The organism is Paractinoplanes ovalisporus (genome assembly GCF_016834655.1).
Classification (GTDB): domain Bacteria; phylum Actinomycetota; class Actinomycetes; order Mycobacteriales; family Micromonosporaceae; genus Actinoplanes; species Actinoplanes ovalisporus.
The window spans coordinates 22097-40981 of record NZ_JAENHP010000021.1; the positions used below are offsets into that span (position 1 = coordinate 22097).

The following is an 18885-nucleotide window of genomic DNA, read 5'->3' on the forward strand; positions in this document are numbered from 1 at the left end:
CCGGATACAAATGCCGGACAACCTGGGCGATGTGCAAGACGCTCTGGAGCCGTATGGTTACCGGGACATGAGAACGACACGCAGAAATGCCGTCACCGTGACCGGCAATCCGACCGGTCAGCCGATGGTGTTCGCCCACGGGTACGGCTGCGACCAGAACATGTGGCGCCTGGTCGCTCCCGCCTTCGCGGACTCGCACCGGCTTGTCCTTTTCGACCACGTCGGCAACGGCAGGTCCGACCTGTCGGCGTACGACGACGACCGTTATTCCTCCCTCGACGGCTACGCCGACGACATCCTCGAGATCCTGCACGAGCACGACCTGACCGACGTCGTCTTCGTCGGTCACTCGGTGAGCGCGATGATCGGTGTGCTCGCCGCGATCAAGGAGCCGGAGCGGTTCGCCCGCCTGGTGCTGATCGGCCCGTCGCCGCGCTACATCAACGAGCCCGGCGAGGACTACACGGGCGGCTTCGACGCGGCCGACATCGACTCGCTGCTGGTCTCGCTCGACAGCAACTACCTCGGCTGGTCGAGCACGATGGCGCCGGTCATCATGGGCAACGCCGACCGGCCCGAGCTGGGCGAGGAGCTCACCAACAGCTTCTGCCGCACCGACCCCGAGATCGCGAAGAAGTTCGCGCGCGTCACGTTCCTCTCCGACAACCGCGACGATCTGCTCAAGCTGCGGACGCCCGCGCTGATCCTGCAGTGCTCCGACGACGTGATCGCACCGGCCGTCGTGGGGGACTACGTTCACAAGCACACAGCCGGCAGCACTCTCGTCCAGATGAACGCGACGGGGCACTGTCCCAATCTGAGCGCACCGGAAGAAACGATCAACGCCATGAAGGCTTGGCTGTAAGAAGCGGCGGACCGTGAGTGACTCTGGTGGGCCGGACGTGACGCAGGAGTTGCGCCCGCCCTGGGACGAAGACCCCGACGACCTGTACGAGCACGCGCCGTGCGGGTATCTGACCACGCTCCCCGACGGCACGATCGTCCGGGTCAACCAGACGTTCCTGTCCTGGACGGGATTCACGCGCGGGGAGCTGGTCGGCCACCGGCGCTTCCGCGACCTGCTCACCTCGGGCGGGCAGATCTATCACGAGACCCACTACGCCCCTCTGCTGCGCATGCAGGACGAGGTGCACGAGCTGGCCTTCGACGTGGTCTGCGCCGACGGCCGCCAGCTGCCCACGCTGGTCAACTCGGTGCTCGGCCGGGACGACGAGGGCCGGCCCAAGGCCATCCGCACCATGGTCTTCAACGCGACCGAACGCCGGCAGTACGAGAAGGAACTGCTGCTGGCGCGTCAGATCGCCGAGGCCTCGGAGCGGCGGGTCCGGGTGCTCCAGCAGATCGTGGCCGACCTGGCCGCCGCGCCGACCGAGGCCGAGGTGGCCGAGGCGGTCGTCCGCGCCCCGGAGTCCGCCTTCGGCGCGGCCAGCAGCAGCATCTATCTGGTCGACCCCGAACGCGACACGATCTATGCGGTGGCCTCGACCGACCCCACGACGGGCAACTGGGACGACATGCCCCGCTCGTCGCAGCGGGCCGTGGCCCGGGTCGCCGAGCGCGGCGACCTGCACGTGGTCGGCTCGGTCGCCGAGGCCCGCCAGCACTTCCCCGACCTGGTCGACAGCATGCGCCGCTCGGGCCGCAACACGGTGGTGCTGCTGCCGCTGACCACCGGCCCGGCCGACGACCAGGCCGGGGTCGAGACGCTCGGCGTGCTGGCGTTCAGTTTCAAGGGCGAGCGGTTGCTCTCCGACGGCGAGCTGCGGGTCGTCCGCCTCCTGGGCCAGCAGGCCGGCCAGGCGCTCGACCGGGCCCGCCTCTATGACGACGCCCGGCGCCGTGAGGAGAGGGCGACCTTCCTGGCCGAGACCACCCGCTCGCTCGACGAGCTGCACCGGCTGCTGCGACGCACCCGACGCCTGGTCGAGCGGGTGGTGCCCGAGATCGCCGACTGGGCCGAGGTGCGGCTGCACGTCGGCTCGGCACCGGTGGTGGAAGACAGCGGCGGCCCGCGCCCCGACGAGGAACTGCTGCTGCAGCGCCTCGGCAAGGTGGCGGCGAGCGGCGAGCCCGTCTTCCCGTCCGAGACCGACCAGCTCGACTGCTCGGTGCTGCCGCTGACCGCCCGCGGGCTGGTGCTGGGCACGCTGGCGCTGCGGATGGCGCCCGACCGGCGGGGCGCCGCGGCCGAGCGGGCCTTCCTGGTCGAGCTGGCCGACCGGGCCGGGCTCGCGCTCGAGAACGCCCGGCTCTATGAGCAGGAGAGGCAGATCGCCCGCACGCTGCAGCGCAGCCTGCTCGCCGGCGACCTGCCGGGCGGCGACAACCGGTTCGCCGTCGAGACCCACTACCAGGCGGCCACGCAGGACCTCGAGGTCGGCGGTGACTGGTTCGACGCGTTCCTGATCTCCAAGGACAAGCTGGCCGTGGTGGTCGGCGACGTGGTCGGCCGGGGCATCGAGGCGGCCACCACGATGGGTCAGCTGCGCAGCGCCGTCCGCGCCCTGGCCTCGAACGAGAACGGCCCGGCGCAACTGATCGAGGGGCTGGACCGGTTCGTCGAGCGGGTCGAGTCGGCGCGCATGGCCACGGTCGCCTACGTCGAGATCGACCTGGCCGCCGGCGAGGTGGCCTATTCCTGCGCCGGTCACCTGCCCCCGCTGCTGCAGGAACCGGCCGGCTCACCGGAATACCTGCTGCAGGCCCGTTCGGCCGCGCTCGGCTCCAAGGCCGGCAACCGGGTCCGCACCGAGCACCGTCGCCGCCTGCCCGCCGGCAGCCGCCTGCTGCTCTACACCGACGGCCTGATCGAGCGCCGCACCCGCCCGATCGACAAGGGCTTCGAGATGCTGGCCCGCGAATACGCGAGACGCCGGGACGCGCCGCTGCAGGGCCTGGCCGCCGGGCTCGCCGACACCCTGGTCGGCCGTGACCACACCGACGACGTCTGCATGCTCTGCCTGACGCTCGGCACCGAGGAACGCATCGAGCGCAGCATCGGCGCCGACCGGATGCAGATCGCCCTTCTCCGCGCCGACCTGCGGGCCTGGCTGGTCGCGCACGACGTCGAACCGGAGTGCCGCGACGCGGTTCTGCTCGCCTGTTCCGAGGCGGTGGCGAACGCGATCGAGCACGGCTATCGTGACGACCCGTTCGGGATGATCGATGTCGTGGCGACGGTGACGGACGACGCGGTCGAGGTCCGCGTCACCGATCGGGGCACCTGGCGTGGCCCGGTCACCGACGTGTCCCGCGGCCGGGGCCTGCAACTGATCCGGGAGTCGATGGATCAGGTGCTCTTCGACCGCAGCGACGGCACCACGGTCACCATGCGACGGGGCCGCCGGGAGGCGTAATGGAGTTCACGCGCGGCGGGCGTCCGGTGCCGATGGGGCAGTTGGAGCGCTGGGTCACCTTCTCGACGTTCGGCGACGCGGATCTGGTCTCGCTGACCGGTGAGATCGACCTGGCCAACGCCCCCGAGATCGGCAAGGCGATCGTCCAGCGGCTCCAGAAGTCGGGCAAGGTGCTGATCGACCTGACCACGGTCTCGTTCCTCGACAGCGCCGGGGTTCGCCTGCTCGACGCCCTGATCGGTGATCTCGACGACCACGCGATCCCGACCCGGCTGGTGGTGGGCGAGACCGGCGCGGCCCGGATGACGCTGCAGCTCTGCGCCTTCCGTGAGGACGTGCTGGCCACGGATCTCGACAGGGCCGCGGCGGATCTCACGGGTTAGCCCGCGTACCCTAGAGGCCCATGAGCGTACGTTCCGTCTTCCCGCAGCTCGAGCAGCTGCTGCCCCGGGTCAGCAAGCCGATCCAGTACGTGGGCGGCGAGCTCGGCGCCGTCGTCAAGGACTGGGACGCCACCACCGTCCGGTGGGCGCTGATGTATCCCGACGCCTACGAGGTCGGCCTGCCCAACCAGGGCGTCCAGATCCTCTACGAGGTGCTCAACGAGCAGCCCGACGTGCTGGCCGAGCGCACCTATGCGGTGTGGCCCGACCTCGAGGCGCTCATGAAGGAGCACGGCGTCCCGCAGTTCACGGTCGACGCGCACCGCCCGGTGAAGGCGTTCGACGTGCTCGGGCTCTCGTTCGCGACCGAGCTGGGCTACACCAACATGCTCTCCGCACTCGAGCTGGCCGGCATCCCGCTGGACAGCGCCGACCGTGGTGACGACGATCCCATCGTGCTGGCCGGCGGCCACGCCAGTTTCAACCCCGAGCCGATCGCCGACTTCATCGACGCCGCCGTGCTGGGCGACGGTGAAGAGGCCGTCCTCGAGATCACCGGCATCATCCGCGAGTGGAAGGCCGAGGGCCGCCCCGGCGGCCGCGACGAGCTGCTGCTGCGCCTCGCCCGCACCGAGAGCATCTACGTTCCCCGCTTCTACGACGTCGACTACCTGCCCGACGGCCGCATCCAGCGCGTGGTGCCCAACCGGCCCGACGTCCCGTTCCGCGTGGCCAAGCGCACGACCATGGACCTCGACGCCTGGCCCTACCCGAAGAAGCCGCTGGTGCCGCTGGCCGAGACGGTCCACGAGCGCTACGCGGTCGAGATCTTCCGCGGCTGCACGCGCGGCTGCCGCTTCTGCCAGGCCGGCATGATCACCCGCCCGGTCCGGGAGCGCTCGATCACCACGGTCGGGCAGATGGTCAAGGAGGGCCTCGAGTTCTCCGGCTTCCGTGAGGTCGGTCTGCTCTCGCTCTCCAGCGCCGACCACTCCGAGATCGGCGACATGTGCTCCGGCCTGGCCGAGCAGTACGAGGGCACCAACGTCTCGCTGTCGCTGCCGTCGACCCGGGTCGACGCGTTCAACATCGACCTCGCCCAGGAGCTGTCGAGGAACGGCCGCCGTACGGGCCTGACCTTCGCGCCCGAGGGCGGCTCCGAGCGCATCCGCAAGGTCATCAACAAGATGGTGACCGAGGAAGACCTGATCCGCACCGTCGTCACCGCCTATTCGAGCGGCTGGCGCCAGGTGAAGCTCTACTTCATGTGCGGCCTGCCGACCGAGACCGACGACGACGTGCTGCAGATCGGCCGCATGGCCCACGAGGTGATCAAGGCTGGTCGCATCGCCGCCGGCACCAAGGACATCCGCTGCACGGTGTCGATCGGCGGGTTCGTGCCCAAGCCGCACACCCCGTTCCAGTGGGCCCCGATGGAGCGCCCCGAGGTCATCGACGCCCGGCTCAAGATGCTCAAGGAAGAGATCAACAGCGACCGGTCGCTGGGCCGGGCCATCGGTTACCGCTACCACGACGGCGAGCCGTCGCTGATCGAGGGACTGCTTTCGCGCGGCGACCGCCGGGTGGGTGCGGTCATCCGCCGGGTCTGGGAGAAGGGCGGCCGTTTCGACGGGTGGAGCGAGCACTTCTCGTACGCCCGGTGGATCGAGTCCGCCGCCGAGGTGCTTCCCGGCTTCGGCGTCGACCTCGACTGGTTCACCACCCGGGAGCGCGAGCAGGCCGAGGTGCTGCCCTGGGACCACCTCGACTCGGGCCTCGACAAGGACTGGCTCTGGCAGGACTGGCAAGACTCGATGTCCGAATATGAGCAGGACGACTGCCGGTGGACCCCGTGCTTCGACTGCGGCGTCTGCCCGTCCATGGACACCGAGATCCAGATCGGCCCCACGGGCAAGAAGCTGCTGCCGTTGACTCCCGTGAACTCCCTGCGGGTGCCGGTCTGATCATGGCCAAGAATCAGCCACCGGGCGGTCAGGCACCGGTCGTCCAGCGCATCCGTCTCCGCTATGCCAAGCGGGGCCCGCTGCGGTTCACCTCCCACCGCGACTTCGCCCGGGCGTTCGAGCGGGGGTTGCAGCGGGCGGCGGTGCCGATCGCCTTCTCCCAGGGCTTCAACCCCCACCCCAAGATTTCGTACGCGAGCGCGGCGCCCACCGGCGTCGGCAGCGAGGCGGAATACCTCGAGATCGGGTTGCAGGCCGAGGTCGACCCCGAGCAGCTGCGCCTGGCTCTCGATGCGGCGCTCTCCCCGGGGCTCGACATCGTCGAGGCCGTGGTGGCCGGTCCGGGCAGTCTGGCCGACCGGATCGACGCCTCGCGCTGGCGGATCGAACTTTTCTCGGTTGATCCGCCGGTGGCCGAGGCGGCGGTCAAAGCCTTCCTCGAGCTCGACGAAGTGCTGGTCGAGCGCATGACCAAGCAGGGGCGACGCTCGTTCGACGCCCGTTCGGCAGTGACACACATCGCTGTGACCGACCAGTCCGCCGTACCTTCCGAGGCGGACGGCGCACCGTGTGCGATAATCGACCTTGTCGTACGACAGGTGACGCCCGCCGTACGTCCCGATGACGTCCTTTCCGGCCTGCGCGTGGCGGCGGGCCTGGAGCCGCCGGTGCCCCCTCGGGTCACTCGGCTGGCCCAGGGCACGCTCACCGCACAGGGGGAGCTCGTCGATCCGTTGGACGCGGATCGTGAGCCGGCCCTTCCGGGGTAAGGCACGCTCCATCGGAAGGGCGCAGGCTGCAGCCGGCGTCCGTTGACAGACTTCGGCAGCCCGTCCGTTCACCCGGCGGGACCGAAAAACTTGCGGCGACCCTGCGTGGCAGCGCTCAAACGCGCCCGGGGCCGCCAGAACTGGAGAGCGCCCCATGCTCGATAACGAGCCCCGAGACAATTCGGGAGAACAGGGCGGTGAAGGGGCCGGAGCTTCCACTCCGCCCGAGACCGCCGCAAGCACCACCCCCGCGCGCCGCACGCGGGCCCCGCGCCGCAAGGCCGCGGCGCCCCCGCCCGAGGCGCCGGCCGACGAGCCAGGTCAGGCCATCGAGGCCGCGAACGCGCAGGACGCGGTCGCGAGCCCGTCCGACCCGGTCGCGGCCATCCACGAGTCACCGGTCACCTCGTCCGAGGCCGCCGCTGCTTCGCCGGAGGCCGCTGCATCGTCGGAGGCCGCTGCCGAGGTCCCGGCGACACCGGTGAAGAAGGCAACGCGCGCCCGCAAGAAGGCGGCCCCGGCCGCCGCTCCCGCTCCCGAAGCGGAAGAGGGCACCGAGGTCGCTCCGCCGGTGAAGGCCACGCGGACCCGCCGCAAGAAGGCTGCCGCTCCCGCCGCCGCGGTGGAAGAGCCGGCCGCCGAGACGCTCGCGCCCGCTTCTGAGGCGCCCGCCGCCGAGACGCCGGTCGAGCCGGTCCGGGTCGAAGCCCTGGTCGAGGGCGAGGAGCCCACCGTCTCCGACGAGACGACCGAGGAGGAGGCGACCGCCGAGGGCACTCCGATCATCGGTGTGATCCCGCTGGACGCCGACTTCGTCGAGGAGGAGAAGCCCGCCCCGCGCCGGGGTCGCCGGGCCGCCGCCCTCCCGCCCGCCGTGCTGTTCATGCCGCCCGAGGCCACCGAGACCGCTCCGGCTCCGGCCCGTCGCTCCCGCCGGGGCGCCGCCGCCGTTCCGCCCGTGACCGCCGAGACACCCGAGACCCCGGCCCTGTCCGAGGTCGAGGCCGAGGTCGCCGAGCTGCCGGTCGCCACCGAGGAGCCGGCCGAGACCACCCGCCGCAGCCGGCGTCGCCGCCGCGGTGCGGCCGAGGAACCGGCCGAGGCCGAGGCCACCGACACCGAGGTGACGGCCCCGCCCGCCGAGGAAGCGGTCGACGAGGCCGACGAGAGCGCCGACGACGTCGAGGACGGTGTCGACGACGAGAACGACGACGATGACGACAGCGCCTCCGGGCGCCGGCGCCGCCGCCGGGGCCGCCGTGGCCGCGGCCGGGGCAAGGGTCCGGCCGAGGACGGCGAGCAGGACGAGGGCGAGGACGGCGCCGAGGCGTCGGCCGACGAGGAGTCCGAGGACGAGGACGAGTCGGAGGACGGCGAGGGCGTGACCCGCCGCCGTCGCCGCCGGCGCCGCAAGGGCTCGGGCTCCGATGCCGAGACCGGTGGCATCGAGGACGGCGTGCACACCGTCGTGCGGGTGCGCGAGCCCCGGCGTACGGACGAGGTGCAGGGTGTCTCGGGCTCGACCCGGCTCGAGGCCAAGCGCCAGCGCCGCCGCGACGGCCGTGAGCAGCGCCGCACCCGCCCGCCGATCCTGAGCGAGTCGGAGTTCCTGGCCCGTCGCGAGGCGGTCGACCGGGTGATGGTCGTGCGGCAGAAGCCCGACCGCACCCAGATCGCCGTGCTCGAGGACGGCATCCTGGTCGAGCACTACGTATCGCGCAGCACCTCCGGCACCATGGTCGGCAACGTCTACCTCGGCAAGGTGCAGAACGTGCTGCCGAGCATGGAGGCGGCGTTCGTCGACATCGGCCGGGGCCGCAACGCGGTGCTCTACGCCGGCGAGGTCAACTGGGACGCCACCGGGCTCGAGGGACGGGCGCGCTCGATCGAGCAGGCGCTGCGCTCCGGCGACTCGGTGCTCGTGCAGGTCACCAAGGACCCGATCGGGCACAAGGGCGCCCGGCTGAGCAGCCACATCGCGCTCTCCGGCCGGCACCTGGTCTACGTGCCCAACGGCAACGCCTCGGGGATCAGCCGCAAGCTGCCCGACAACGAGCGCAAGCGCCTGCGGGACGTCCTCAAGAAGCTTGTTCCGGACGGCGCCGGCGTGATCGTGCGGACCGCGGCCGAGGGCGCCAGCGAGGACGACCTGGCCCGTGACGTCAAGCGGCTGCAGGCGCAGTGGGAGGAGATCCAGCGCAAGTCGGCCGAGGGCCACGCGCCGGTCGCCCTCTCCGAGGAGCCCGACCTGGTCATCCGCGTCGTCCGCGACCTCTTCAACGAGGACTTCCGCGAGCTCGTGGTGCAGGGCGACTCGGCGTACGGGGAGCTCGAGAACTACCTCAACTCGGTCTCGCCCGACCTGCTGGAGCGGATGCACCGCTACACCGGCACCGGGGACGTCTTCGCCGACCAGCGCATCGACGAGCAGATCCTCAAGGGCCTGGACCGCAAGGTGTTCCTGCCCTCGGGCGGCCACCTGGTCTTCGACCGCACCGAGGCGATGACCGTGGTCGACGTCAACACCGGTAAGTACACCGGTGCGGGCGGCAACCTCGAGGAGACGGTGACCCGCAACAACCTCGAGGCGGCGGAGGAGATCGTCCGGCAGCTGCGGCTGCGCGACCTCGGCGGCATCGTGGTCATCGACTTCATCGACATGGTGCTCGAGAGCAACCGCGAGCTGGTGCTGCGGCGGCTCACCGAGTGCCTGGGCCGCGACCGCACCAAGCACCAGGTCACCGAGATCACCTCGCTCGGCCTGGTGCAGATGACCCGCAAGCGGATCGGTTCGGGCCTGCTCGAGGCGTTCAGCGAGACCTGTGACCACTGCAAGGGCCGCGGGGTGCTGATCCACACCGAGCCGGTGCCCGAGAAGCGGCAGAACGGCGGGGCGGCGAACCAGGTCAAGGCGGTCGCGGCGGCGGCGCGTACGGAGCAGGCTCCGGCGCAGCAGCAGCAGCCCGCGGCCGGCAAGTCCCGGCGCCGGCGTGGCGGTGGTGGCGGCGGGGAGACCGCGGTCGCCGAGCCGGCCGTGGTCGAGGCCGAGGTCGAGACCCCGGCCGAGGTCGTGGCCGAGGCGTCCGCCCCGGTGCGGCACGACGGCGACGACCCGGCGGCCGAGACCGCGGGGCTGCCCCCGGTGGCGGGTTCGGGCATCGTCACGGCCGGTCGGTCGGCGCTGACCAAGGCCGACCCCGAGGACGACTACGACATCAGCGGCTACGACCTGTCCCGCTATGAGGCGGCGGCCCCGGCGGCCTCGCCTGCGGCCGACGCCGAGCCGATGCGGCTCACCGGCGCCGACGACCCGGACGCGGCCGACGACGACGATGACGAGGACGACGACGAGCCCGTGGGCGCGGGCGCCGGTGGGCGCCGCCGTTCGCGGCGGGGCGGCACTCGGAGGCGTACGCGGCCCTGACCGCCTGAACGCCTGGTGACGATCGATGGGGAGCGGTTCGGTAAAGAAAGTTAACTGACCGGGCCGCTTCCGTCGTGATGTCGGTTACTCTCTCGGGACTCTCTTCCCCCCGCTCCCGAGGAGACCGACCCCATGCACCGCTTTTCCCCTCGTCCCGGCCTCGCCGTGTGTGCCGCCCTGGCCGCGCTGACCTTGACGGCCGCCTGCTCCGATGACGCGGGCAGCGCCGACGGTGCGGCCACGGCCGGCACCCCGGCGGTGGCCGGCGGCCCGGCGGCCGCCTCCACGACGGCCGCTGCGGACCCGGCCCTCGCGGCCTCGGCCGACGCGGCGCTCACCGGCAACACCCAGCAGATCTGCGCTCAGGTCGACCGCACGAGCACCAGCTTCGGCAAGCTGTTCGTCGACGACTACAAGCTGAAGATCGAGGCGGCGAGCAAGGGGGCGGAGGCCAAGCAGCAGGCCGCCGAGAAGATCGCCCGTGACGTGCAGAACTTCTCGTTCGCGCTGACCAACATGGCCGCGATCACCACCGACGTCACCCTCAAGACCGCCCTCACCGACGCGAGTGCGCAGGTCAAGGCGCTGGAGGGCGACATCGAGAAGCTCGACACCGACAAGATGGCCGAACTGACCGCCAAGCTGGACAAGGCCTGCGGCAAGGGCTGACCTGCGCTTGCGTGTGGCCCCGGTTTGGGATCGGCCCCACTCATGAAGTACGCTTTCTGACGGCGCTTTTCTGTGCGCCATGTTCTCGTGCCGGAGCCCTCGAGGCGAGTGCCGAGACCAAGCTTCATCCGCCAAGCAGTGATCCACGCTGCGTAAGTCTCAGGGAGTCCGCGTCCGATGTACGCGATCGTCAAGACCGGCGGCAAGCAGTACAAGGTTGCCGAGGGCGACGTGATCGAGGTCGAGAAGCTCGCGGGTGTGCCCGGCGACTCGCTGACGCTCGCCGCAGTCCTCCTCGTCGACGGTGACAACCTGGTGACCGACGCGGCCAAGCTTGCCAAGGTGACGGTGTCCGGCGAGATCGCCGAGCACACCAAGGGTCCGAAGATCCGGATCCACAAGTTCAAGAACAAGACCGGTTACCACAAGCGCCAGGGGCACCGTCAGCCGCTGACGAAGATCAAGGTCACCGGCATCAAGAGCGGGAAGTAGGACCACTCATGGCTCACAAAAAGGGTGCATCCAGCTCCCGCAACGGTCGTGACTCCGCCGCCCAGCGGCTCGGTGTCAAGCGGTTCGGTGGCCAGCTGGTCAGCGCCGGCGAGATCCTGATCCGCCAGCGCGGCACGAAGTTCCACCCGGGCGACCTGGTCGGCCGTGGCAGCGACGACACGCTGTTCGCGCTCGCGACCGGCAATGTGCTGTTCGGCACGAAGCGCGGTCGCAAGACCGTCAGCATCGTCCCGGCCGCGGAGTAGTTTTTATCTGAGCGGGCCGCGGACCTCCGGGTCCGTGGCCCGCTTTGTTTTTGCTGTTTTAGGAGTTGAGCAGTGACCACGTTCGTCGACCGAGTCACGCTGCACCTGCAGGCGGGTGACGGCGGGCATGGCTGCGTCTCGGTGCGCCGCGAGAAGTTCAAGCCGCTCGGCGGCCCCGACGGCGGCAACGGCGGGCACGGCGGCGGGATCACCCTGGTGGTCGACCCGCAGCTGCACACGCTGCTCGACTTCCACTTCCACCCGCACGTCAAGGCCTCCAACGGCGGCGGTGGCGCCGGCGCCAACCGGGACGGCGCCAACGGCAAAGACCTGGTGCTCAAGGTGCCCGACGGCACGGTCGTGCAGACCGCCGAGGGCGAGGTGCTGGCCGACCTGATCGGCGCCGGCACCACCTTCGAGGTGGCCGGTGGTGGCCGCGGCGGCCGGGGCAACGCCTCGCTGGCCAACACCCGCCGCAAGGTGCCGGGCTTCGCCGAGCTGGGCGAGCCGGGCGACGCCCTCGACGTGGTGCTCGAGCTCAAGAGCGTCGCCGACGTGGGCCTGGTCGGCTTCCCGTCGGCCGGCAAGTCGTCGCTGATCTCGGTCATCTCCGCGGCCAAGCCCAAGATCGCTGACTACCCGTTCACCACGCTGGTGCCCAACCTCGGCGTGGTGCAGGCGGGCGACCAGACCTTCACGGTCGCCGACGTGCCCGGCCTCATCCCGGGCGCGGCCACCGGCAAGGGGCTGGGCATGCAGTTCCTGCGGCACATCGAGCGCACCTCGGTGCTGGTCCACGTGCTCGACGCGGCGGCACCCGAGATCGAGCGCGACCCGCTGGCCGACCTCGATGCGATCGAGGCCGAGCTGGCGGCGTACGGGGGTCTGGAGGAACGCCCCCGTCTGGTCGTGCTCAACAAGATCGACATCCCGGACGGGCGCGACCTGGCCGAGATGGTGCGTCCCGACCTCGAGGCCCGCGGCTACCGCGTCTTCGAGGTCAGCGCGGTCACCCGCGAGGGCCTGAAAGAGCTGACCTTCGCGCTGGCCGAGACGGTCGCCCAGCACCGCCTCGAGAAGCCCGCCCCCGAGCCCAGCCGGGTCATCGTGCGTCCCAAGGCCGTCGACGACTCCGGCTTCACGATCGAGCAGGACGACGAGGGCGTCTTCGTGGTGCGCGGCCCCAAGATCGAGCGCTGGATCCGGCAGACCAACTTCGACAACGACGAGGCCGTGGGCTACCTGGCCGACCGGCTCGAACGGATCGGGGTCGAGGACGCGCTGGGCAAGAAGGGCGCCCGCGCCGGCGACCCGGTCCGCATCGGCGAGCGCGAGTTCGACTGGCAGCCCAACGCCGGCGACTACGTCTCGGGCCCGCGGGGCACCGACTCCCGCCTGGAGGAGGACGACCACCGCCCGTCGGCCGCCGAGCGTCTGGCCGCCCGCAAGGCGCGCCGGGTGCGTTCCGACGACGAGCTGCTGCACATGGCCTCCGACGGCACCGTGACGAGTGTGGCGAACGCTCACCGGCCCGTCCTCGTCACCGATGAGGACGACACCGACGAATAGGGCGTAGTCCAGCTGCGCGCAACCATCCCGCAAGGGTGGTTGCCTAGGGTCACCACGTGTTGATCGAAGCCAGGCCCGCCCTGGACCCCGAGCTGGGCGCGCTGGTCGCGGCCCAGCAGCGCGAGGGTGGCCAGGGTTTCGCGCCGGACGACCGCACGGCGTACTTCGTCGCGGTCGTCGACGGCCGGGCCGTGGGCTGCGGAGCGTGGCGCCCGCTGCCCCCGGTCGGAGTCGCCGAGCTCAACCGCCTCTATGTGCGGCCGGCCTTCCGAGGGCGGGGCATCGCCCGGCAGATGATCGTCGCGATCGAGGAGGAAGCGCTCGCCGCGGGCCGGCCCGTCCTGCGTCTGACGGCCGGGGCCTCCTCGCCGACGGCGAACGCCCTGTTCCAGTCCTCCGGCTACCACCGCGTCCCCAGTGCGGATCCGGCGCTCGCCCGCTGGGAGAAGCGCCTGGCAGCCTTAGTTCAATAGACCGATGGCCTCGCGGGCGCGGCGGACGGTCTCCGCGGCCCTCGGCTGCACCCAGGCCTTCCCCTCGGCGAGAATCTTGCGTACGTGGGAAGGGTCTTCGGAAAGCTCGGCGTAACGGGCGCGGACCGGCGTCAGCACCGCCTCGACGGCCTCGGTGACCTCCCGCTTGAGGGCGCCGTAGGAGGTGAACTCGCCGGGCTCCCGATCGGAACAGGCGCGCAGGATCTCCAGCAGGTTGGTCACGCCGGGCTGGTTGTCGCGGTCGTGGCGCACCACCCCGGCGGTGTCGGTGACCGCCCGTGCGATGACCTTGCGGATCGTCTCGGGCGGGTCGAGCAGGCCGATCCGACCGGCGGCCGAGGGCGAGCTCTTGCTCATCTTGCGGGACGGGTCGGCGAGATCCATGATCCGCGAGGCCGACTCGGGGCGGATGCCCTCGGGGACGGTGAAGGTCTTTCCGTAGCGCGCGTTGAACCGGGTGGCGATCGTACGGGCGAGTTCGAGGTGCTGGCTCTGGTCGTCGCCGACCGGCACCTGGCCGGTGTCGTGCACGAGGATGTCGGCCGCCATCAGCACCGGATAGGTGAGCAGGCTGAGCCGCACCGAGGTGTTGCCCTGGGACTTCTCCTTGAACTGGATCATGCGCGCCGCCTCGCCGTAGCCGGTCGCGCATTCGAGCAGGTAGTGCAGTTCGGTGTGCTCGGGAATCTGGGACTGGGCGATGATCGCGGTGCGGCCGGGGTCGACCCCCGCGGCGAGCAGCACGGTGGCCACGGTGAGGGTGTTGTCCCGTACGCGGGCCGGGTCGTGCTCCATGGTGAGCGAGTGCAGGTCGGCGATCATCGCGATCGAGGGTCTGTCCTGGGCGGCCACCAGCGGGCGCATGGCCCCGATCAGGTTGCCGAGGTGCAGGTTGCCGGTGGGCTGGAAGCCGGTGAGACGGCGGGTCATGTCGGGTCCTCTTTCGCAGAAGGCGACGCCCTCTCCCGGACATGACAACGGCCGCCCGGAAGGGGCGGCCGCGGTGAGTCTTGCGCGCGTGGGTGAGCCGCCCGTCAGGGCAGCCACCAGGCGAGGTTCGCGATGCGCATAGGCGACATGGTAGCAATGGGGTGCCGATGCGCCCACCCTCTGCCATACCGGATGATGATCGAATGCCGAGTTTGACCCGCGCCGAGGCCACCGCCCGGGCCGCCACCGTCGAAGTCCACGAGTACGAGGTCGACCTCGACCTGACCGCCGAGGGCGACACCTTCGGGTCCCGTACGGTGGTGCGGTTCGGCGCGCGCGAGGGTTCCTCGACGTTCCTCGAGTTCGAGCCGGTGACGGTCGGCAAGATGACGCTGAACGGGTCGCCGCTTCCCGAGTCGGTGCTGGCCGACGGCCGGATCGAGCTGACCGGCCTGGCCGAGGAGAACGAGCTCGCCGTCGAGGCCGTCATGCGCTATTCGAACACCGGCGAGGGCCTGCACAAATACGTCGACCCGGCCGACGGTTCGGTCTACATCTACCAGCACATGTTCATCAACAACGCGGGCCGCATCCTGCCCGCGTTCGACCAGCCCGACCTCAAGGCGTCCTACCGGATCAGCGTCACCGCGCCCACCAGCTGGCGGGTGGCGGCCAACGGCCCGCTGCTGTCGGGGCGCGACGGGCGCTGGGAGTTCGCGGCCACCAAGCCGATCTCGACCTACCTCTGCTCGCTGATCGCCGGGCCCTACCACGAGGTGACCGACTCGCACGACGGCATCCCGCTGGCGCTGTACGCGCGGGCCGCTCTGGCCGACGCGCTCGAGGCCGAGGCGGCCGAGATCTTCGAGGTCACCAAGCAGTGCTTCGACCGCTACCACGAGATCTTCGACATCCGCTATCCGTTCGGCCACTACCAGCAGGCGTTCGCCCCCGAGTTCAACTTCGGCGCGATGGAGTACCCCGGACTGGTGGTCTTCCGCGACGAGTTCATCTACCGCTCGGCGGTCACCGAGAGCGAGCGCGAGCACCGGGCCAACGTCATCGCACACGAGATGGCGCACATGTGGTTCGGCGACCTGGTGACCATGGCCTGGTGGGACGACCTGTGGCTGAACGAGTCGTTCGCCGAATACATGGGCACCCGCATCACCGCCGAGGCCACCCGCTTCCCGGGCACGTGGACGACGTTCGCGATGCAGCGCAAGGCGTGGGGCCTGCGGGCCGACCAGCACCCGTCCACCCACCCGGTGGCGCCGGCCGAGGTCACCGACACCGACCAGGCGCTGCTCAACTTCGACGGCATCTCGTACGCCAAGGGCGCGGCCGTGCTGCGCCAGCTGGTCGCCTGGGTGGGTGACGAGGCGTTCCGGGCCGGCGTGAACGCGCACTTCGAGGCGCACGCGTTCGGCAACGCGACCCTGGCCGACCTGCTGGGCGCGCTCTCCGAGTCGAGCGGGCGCGACCTGACCGCCTGGGCCGACGTGTGGTTGCGCCGGGCCCAGGTGAACACGCTGCGGACGTCGGTCGAGCACGACGGCCGCCACTACACGCGGGTCGCCATCGAGCAGACCGCCTTCGAGGGCTACCCGACGCTGCGCCCCCACCACCTGGGCATCGGCCTCTGGGACCGCAACGCCGACGGCACGGTGACCCGGCGCAAGCTGGTCGAGGTGGAGGTCGACGCCACCGGCCGTACGGAGGTGCCCGAACTCGCCGGTGAACCGGTGGCTGACCTGCTGCTGCTCAACGACGGCGACCTGACGTACGCGAAGATCCGCCTGGACGAGGCGTCGACCGCCGCCGTGCCGGTGATGCTGCCGCTGCTCGGCGACTCGCTGGCCCGGGCCGTGCTGTGGGCGGCCACCCTGGACGCGGTCGTCGACGGCGAGAGCCCGGTGGCCGAGCTGGTCACGCTGGTGCTGGCCGCGCTGCCGGTCGAGTCCGAGGTCGTGATCGTCGAGGACGTGCTGCGGGCCACCCGCAGCCTGGTCGACCGCTACTCGACCCCGGAGACCCGGCCGGCCGCCCTCGAACTGGTCGCGCAGGCCGCCGATCGCCTGCTGACCGCCTCCGAGCCGGGCGGATCGCGTCAGCTCGCCGCGGCCCGGGGTCTGATCGGCGCCACCGTCGACACCGCCCGCCTGCGCGACTGGCTGGCCGGCCGCGAGGTGCCCGAGGGCCTGGCCGTCGACGCCGACCTGCGCTGGCTGATCGTCTACCGCCTGTCCGTGCTGGGCGCGGCCGGCCCCGACGTGATCGAGGCCGAGTTCGAGCGTGACCGCAGTGCCATCGGCGAGCAGTGGGCCGCCCGCTGCCGGGCCGCCCGCCCCGACGCCGAGGCCAAGGCGGCCGCGTGGGCGGCGATCATCTCCGACGCCAAGCTGTCGAACCGGCTCGTCGAGATGACCGCCTCCGGCTTCTGGCAGGCCGAGCAGCTCGACCTGACCCGGCCGTACGTGGCCCGGTACTTCGCCGAGATGCCCGAGATGCTGCGGATCCGCAACGGCATGAGCGCGGAGCGGACGGCCGCGGCGGCCTACCCGAGCGTGATGGTCGAGCCCGAGACCCGTGAGCTGGCCGCCCGCATGCTCGCCGACGAGAACCTCGACCCGATCCTGCGGCGGGTCGTGCTCGACGCCGACGACGACCTGCGCCGGGCCCTGGCTGCGCGCTTCTGACCTTTTGACCGGCTTTCCCCCGTTACTCTCCCTCTACGGGGGTGGGGGCGTGGAGTGGTCCGAGGATGTGCGTAACCAGCGGCTGGAGAGCCTGGGCCAGCTCGCCGGCGGCGTCGCCCACGACTTCAACAACATCCTCGGAGTGATCGTCAACTACGCGAGCTTCGTCGTCGAGGAAGCCGAGTCCGAGCAGCCCGACGTCCGGATGATCGCCTCCGACGCCCGGCAGGTCGTCCGGGCCACCGAGCGGGCCACCCATCTCACCCACCAGCTGCTGGCCTTCGCCCGCCGCGAGGTCGTCCGCCCGCAGCTGCTCGACCTCAACGCCCTGATCGCCGGTCTCGAGCCCCGGCTGCGTGAGACCGCCGGCGCGGGCGTCACCCTGCTCGCCCGGCCCGGCCCGGACGTGCCGCCGGTCGTCTGCGACCCCGGCCGGATCGAGCAGATGCTGGTCAACCTCGCGCAGAACGCCCGCGACGCGATGCCCGCGGGCGGCAACCTGGTGATCGACACCGGCGGCCACCACGACCGCGTACGGCTGCGCGTGTGCGACTCCGGCCGGGGGATGACGGCCGAGGTCGCCGACCGCGCGTTCGAGCCGTTCTTCACCACCAAGGCCAGCGGCGACGGCATCGGGCTGGGCCTGGCCATGGTCTATGGCATCGTCACCCAGGCCGGCGGCGAGGTGAGTCTGACCAGCGAACCGGGGCTGGGCACCACGGTCACCGTGCTGCTGCCGGCGGCGCCTCCCTCGTCCGTCGCCGACATGTCGTCATCCGTTCCTGGGGCCGTGCCGACCGGTGGGCACGGGGAGACGCTGCTGGTGGTCGACGACGAGGCCGGGCTGCGTGATGTGGCCGGGCGGATCCTGTCGGGTGCCGGGTACCGCGTGATCTCGGCCGAGGGCGGGGTCGAGGCGCTGGCGATCGCGTCCCGGCACGACGGTGCGATCGATCTGCTGCTCAGTGACGTGGTGATGCCCGGGATGCTGGGCAAGGACCTCGCCGAGCGGCTGGTGGTCGCCCGGCCGGACACGCGGGTGCTCTACATGTCCGGTTATGCCCAGCCCGTCCTGCACTCTCAGGGCACGCTTGACCCCGGGGTCGCTCTCCTGGAGAAGCCGTTCACCGCCGACGACCTGCTCACAGCAGTCCGTAGGCGCCTCGACGGTTGATCTCCATCCGACCGCCCCGCCCGCCGCCCTTGATCAGACTGAAGACTATTCTTCTTTCGTGTCGGGTCGGCGGATCGGGATCATGGGTGGGACGTTCGACCCCATCCATCACGGTCACCTCGTGGCCGCCAGCGAGGTGCAGGCCCGCTTCGACCTCGACGAGGTCGTCTTCGTGCCCACCGGCCAGCCCTACGAGAAGGGCCGGGTCTCGCCCGCCGAGGACCGCTATCTGATGACGGTCATCGCCACCGCGTCCAACCCGCGCTTCCACGTCAGCCGGGCCGACATCGACCGCGACGGCCCCACCTACACCATCGACACCCTGCGTGACATGCGGTCGGTCTACGGCGCCGACGCGTCGCTCTTCTTCATCACCGGCGCGGACGCGCTCAACCGCATCCTGAGCTGGAAGGACGCGCTCGAGATGCTGTCCGCGGCGCACTTCGTGGGCGTCACCCGTCCGGGGTTCGAACTCAGCGACGAGCACCTCCCGCGCGACAGCGTCACGCTGGTCGAGGTGCCGGCCATGGCGATCTCGTCGACCGCCTGCCGCGACCGCGTCGCCGCCGGCGAACCGGTCTGGTATCTGGTGCCCGACGGTGTCGTGCAATACATCAACAAGCGGGGCCTCTATCGGGGCTCGGGAAATGTCACACCGGTGTGAGACGCTTGAT

At 71.0% G+C, this 18885-nt stretch carries 15 protein-coding genes; 14 read left to right on the plus strand and 1 reads right to left on the minus strand.

What is annotated here, in order from left to right; all coding sequences use genetic code 11:
• The first annotated feature begins 67 nt into the window (after positions 1-67).
• From JIG36_RS39825 to JIG36_RS39875, 11 genes are all read left to right on the plus strand, one after another.
• Positions 68-865 carry an alpha/beta fold hydrolase gene (locus JIG36_RS39825; RefSeq protein ID WP_203381651.1) on the plus strand — a complete coding sequence of 266 codons (798 nt, stop codon included), beginning with the start codon at positions 68-70 and terminating at the stop codon, positions 863-865.
• A 13-nt stretch (positions 866-878) separates the two neighbouring features.
• Positions 879-3377, plus strand: a complete 2499-nt coding sequence (locus JIG36_RS39830) for a SpoIIE family protein phosphatase (protein WP_307873098.1) — start codon at positions 879-881, stop codon at positions 3375-3377.
• Positions 3377-3760, plus strand: coding sequence for an STAS domain-containing protein (locus JIG36_RS39835; protein WP_236049160.1), 384 nt, complete (start codon positions 3377-3379; stop codon positions 3758-3760). The genes JIG36_RS39830 and JIG36_RS39835 overlap by 1 nt, the downstream gene beginning before the upstream one ends.
• A 20-nt stretch (positions 3761-3780) precedes the next feature.
• Positions 3781-5724 carry a TIGR03960 family B12-binding radical SAM protein gene (locus tag JIG36_RS39840; protein ID WP_203381652.1) on the plus strand — a complete coding sequence of 648 codons (1944 nt, stop codon included), beginning with the start codon at positions 3781-3783 and terminating at the stop codon, positions 5722-5724.
• Between the two features lie 2 nt (positions 5725-5726).
• Positions 5727-6494, plus strand: coding sequence for a TIGR03936 family radical SAM-associated protein (locus tag JIG36_RS39845; RefSeq protein ID WP_203381653.1), 768 nt, complete (start codon positions 5727-5729; stop codon positions 6492-6494).
• Positions 6495-6648: 154 nt separating this feature from the next.
• Complete coding sequence (locus JIG36_RS39850) at positions 6649-9918, plus strand: Rne/Rng family ribonuclease (protein ID WP_203381654.1); 3270 nt, start codon at positions 6649-6651, stop codon at positions 9916-9918.
• A 132-nt stretch (positions 9919-10050) separates the two neighbouring features.
• On the plus strand, positions 10051-10587 hold the full coding sequence (locus JIG36_RS39855) for a hypothetical protein (protein WP_203381655.1): 537 nt from the start codon (positions 10051-10053) through the stop codon (positions 10585-10587).
• A gap of 177 nt (positions 10588-10764) precedes the next feature.
• On the plus strand, positions 10765-11079 hold the full coding sequence (rplU, locus tag JIG36_RS39860) for a 50S ribosomal protein L21 (RefSeq protein ID WP_184953202.1): 315 nt from the start codon (positions 10765-10767) through the stop codon (positions 11077-11079).
• An 8-nt stretch (positions 11080-11087) separates the two neighbouring features.
• The gene (gene rpmA, locus JIG36_RS39865; RefSeq protein WP_203381656.1) at positions 11088-11345 is read left to right on the plus strand and encodes a 50S ribosomal protein L27; all 258 of its coding nucleotides are present in this window, start codon (positions 11088-11090) and stop codon (positions 11343-11345) included.
• Positions 11346-11417: 72 nt separating this feature from the next.
• Complete coding sequence (gene obgE / locus JIG36_RS39870) at positions 11418-12914, plus strand: GTPase ObgE (RefSeq protein WP_203381657.1); 1497 nt, start codon at positions 11418-11420, stop codon at positions 12912-12914.
• A 56-nt stretch (positions 12915-12970) separates the two neighbouring features.
• Complete coding sequence (locus JIG36_RS39875) at positions 12971-13387, plus strand: GNAT family N-acetyltransferase (protein WP_203381658.1); 417 nt, start codon at positions 12971-12973, stop codon at positions 13385-13387.
• Here JIG36_RS39875 and trpS read toward each other — a convergent pair.
• Positions 13376-14338: a tryptophan--tRNA ligase gene (gene trpS, locus JIG36_RS39880; RefSeq protein ID WP_203381659.1), complete on the minus strand. Its 963-nt coding sequence runs from the start codon at positions 14336-14338 to the stop codon at positions 13376-13378. The genes JIG36_RS39875 and trpS overlap by 12 nt on opposite strands.
• A 203-nt stretch (positions 14339-14541) precedes the next feature.
• Here trpS and pepN point away from each other — a divergent pair, with 203 nt between their 5' ends.
• From pepN to nadD, 3 genes are read left to right on the plus strand one after another with little or no spacing between them, the layout of a single operon-like run.
• Complete coding sequence (pepN, locus tag JIG36_RS39885; protein ID WP_203381660.1) at positions 14542-17037, plus strand: aminopeptidase N; 2496 nt, start codon at positions 14542-14544, stop codon at positions 17035-17037.
• Positions 17038-17086: 49 nt separating this feature from the next.
• A complete protein-coding gene (locus JIG36_RS39890) occupies positions 17087-18211 on the plus strand; it encodes an ATP-binding protein (RefSeq protein ID WP_307873099.1) in 1125 nt (374 codons plus the stop codon).
• Between the two features lie 58 nt (positions 18212-18269).
• The gene (gene nadD / locus JIG36_RS39895) at positions 18270-18875 is read left to right on the plus strand and encodes a nicotinate-nucleotide adenylyltransferase (RefSeq protein ID WP_307873100.1); all 606 of its coding nucleotides are present in this window, start codon (positions 18270-18272) and stop codon (positions 18873-18875) included.
• Positions 18876-18885 lie beyond the last annotated feature (10 nt).